Annotated in this window: 3 protein-coding genes; 2 read left to right on the forward strand and 1 reads right to left on the reverse strand. The window is 40.4% G+C overall.

Annotated elements, in window-relative coordinates; genetic code table 11:
• Together AC1DRF_RS21775 and gltD are read left to right on the forward strand one after the other, a co-directional pair.
• The coding region (locus tag AC1DRF_RS21775) for a GltB/FmdC/FwdC-like GXGXG domain-containing protein (RefSeq protein WP_477741675.1) at window positions 1-630 on the forward strand (630 nt) is incomplete at its 5' end.
• A gap of 16 nt (window positions 631-646) precedes the next feature.
• On the forward strand, window positions 647-2,128 hold the full coding sequence (gene gltD, locus AC1DRF_RS21780; protein WP_477741676.1) for a glutamate synthase small subunit: 1,482 nt from the start codon (window positions 647-649) through the stop codon (window positions 2,126-2,128).
• Window positions 2,129-2,161: 33 nt separating this feature from the next.
• On the opposite strand, the gene AC1DRF_RS21785 is transcribed toward gltD, so the two are convergent.
• Complete coding sequence (locus AC1DRF_RS21785) at window positions 2,162-2,674, reverse strand: hypothetical protein (RefSeq protein WP_336063844.1); 513 nt, start codon at window positions 2,672-2,674, stop codon at window positions 2,162-2,164.
• Window positions 2,675-2,834 lie beyond the last annotated feature (160 nt).

Here is a 2,834-nt window from a genome sequence, read left to right on the forward strand (position 1 = left end):
GGTTTATCAGGAGGTAAAATCATTGTTGCTCCACCTAAGGAAACAACAGCTGTGTCAGGCGAGAATGTTATCGTTGGGAACGTTGCATTTTACGGTGCAACAAGCGGTGAAGCCTATGTTAGCGGGCTAGCAGGGGAACGTTTTGCAGTTCGTAACAGCGGTGTGAATGTAGTGGTTGAAGGAATTGGCGATCATGGCTGTGAATATATGACTGGCGGACGTGTTGTCGTATTAGGCGATGTAGGTAAAAACTTTGGTGCAGGAATGTCAGGCGGTATTGCTTACGTATTTGCTGATGATCAAGAAGCATTCAAAAACCTTTGCAATAAAGACATGATTGGGTTTGAGGGCTTAAAAGGCGAAGAAGCAGAAGAAGTAAAAGAGATGGTTTCAAATCATCTGAAATATACGAACAGTCATAAAGCAGCATTTGTCTTGGAAAATTGGGAACAATCACTTTCAAAATTTGTAAAAGTGATTCCGAATGATTATAAACGCATGATGAATCGCATTGAAGAGCAAAAAGCAGCTGGACTAACGGAAGAAGAAGCAGCTATGAGTGCGTTTGAGGAAAATGCAAAACAAGAAAAGAAAGCATCGGCAAAACAACAAGAAGCGGTAGCTCAGTAAGAAAGGGGAGAGTACGATGGGAAAACCAACAGGATTTATGGAAATCAAACGTGAAAAAGGGAAGGAACGTGACCCGTTAAAACGTTTAGGTGATTGGAAAGAGTATGCTGCTCCTTTATCTGATGAAGCGCTAAGCCGTCAAGGGGCACGATGTATGGATTGTGGCACACCTTTTTGCCACATGGGAATGGATATTAATGCTTTTACTTCTGGATGTCCAATCTATAACTTAATTCCAGAGTGGAATGATTTAGTTTATAAAGGACGCTGGAAAGAAGCTTTAGAGCGTTTAATGAAAACGAACAACTTCCCGGAGTTTACAGGACGAGTTTGTCCTGCYCCGTGTGAAGGTTCCTGTACGCTTGCTATTTCAGATCCAGCCGTTTCGATTAAGAATATCGAACGCGCTATTATTGATAAAGGCTTTGAGAATGGGTGGATTACTCCGCGAATTCCAGAGAAAAGAACAGGCAAAAAAATTGCTGTTATTGGCTCTGGGCCAGCAGGCTTAGCAAGCGCAGATCAGCTGAACCAAGCGGGTCATTCAGTAACGGTATATGAAAGAGCAGATCGTGCTGGCGGTTTATTAACATATGGAATCCCGAATATGAAGCTAGATAAAGAAGTAGTGGAAAGACGTGTTCGCTTATTGACGCAAGAAGGTATTGATTTTGTAACGAATACGGAAGTTGGAAAAGACATTACTGCTGAAGAGTTAAAAGAACAATATGATGCTGTAATTTTGTGTACAGGGGCTCAGAAGCAAAGAGATCTAGTATTAGAAGGTCGTGAAGCAAAAGGAGTTCACTTTGCAATGGACTACTTAACAACTTCAACAAAAAGCCTTTTAGACTCTAACTTCAGAGATGGTCAATTTATTGATGCTGAAGGAAAAGACGTTATTGTTATTGGAGGCGGAGACACTGGAGCTGACTGTGTAGCTACTGCTCTTCKTCAAAAATGCCGCAGCGTTGTTCAGTTTGGTAAACATCCTCAACTTCCTGCTGAGCGTACGGCAGATAATATGTGGCCTGAATATCCACATGTATTTAATCTTGAATATGCTTATGAAGAAGCACAGGCGAAGTTTGGGGACGATCCACGTGAATATTCAATTCAAACGAAAAAAATCGTGGYAGATGAGCAAGGCAATCTAAAGGAACTTCATACGGTTCAAATGGAAAAAGTAAAAGGTGAAAATGGACAGTACATCTTTACCGAAATTCCAGGAACAGAAAAAGTATGGCCAGCTCAGCTTGTCTTTATTGCGATTGGGTTTGAAGGTCCAGAGCATCCGGTTCTATCAGCGTTTGGTGTTGAAACGAAAAATCGTCGCGTAGATGCAGCGTATGGAAATTACAAAACAAATGTTGAAGGTGTTTTTGCTGCTGGTGACGCTCGTCGTGGGCAAAGTTTAATCGTATGGGCTATTCATGAAGGTCGTGAAGTAGCTAAACAAGTTGATAGCCATCTAATGGGAGCAACTGTATTACCATAACAAAAAACCGTCACAATTGTGGCGGTTTTTTGTTTATCTAGGATTTGGCACTTCATTTCCTCTACGTAAATTCTCAAATGAAACGGTTAAAATCGTGTTGGTAATTCGAACTTGTGAAGCGGGGGAAACGCTGTATAAGTTAAAAAGTTCAAATATCCAGGGGTCACGTTTTTTTAACTGTCGCGCGGCTTTTTCAACGCGTTCGTTAATAGATCCGCTGTAATTGTTATAGTTATCATCAACAAATCTTACAATGGAACGAAATAAGTATTCTGTTAGTTTGCTATCCATCCCGCCTCGTTGAGCATCTCTGTAGATGGACTGATACTGTCGTTTTAAAATTTTCATCACTCTGTCTACATCGCGTGTAGATCTAACTTCTTCTTCTTCATGCAGGATATAAGAAAATAAGTCTTCATTGTATCTATAAGGTTCTAAATAATTTTCATTCGTAGTAGGAACCACTGGATGGTAATAGCGCGGCATATAGGGGTAAACCCATTGACTGTACATGAAACATTCACACCTTCCTCGTTCATTTCCCATTAGTTTATGCACGAGCGTGCTAGCTGCTGCATGTTTGTTTTAAATAAAATTTAGGAGTTTGATAATAGGACCACCCTCTAAATTCTTGATAAGTCGATATAAAATAAATATAAATTGGTGTATTTAGCAAGTCGGGATAATGTTGAAAAAACGCTTGATC

This window comes from Priestia sp. P5_B4, assembly GCF_056400385.1.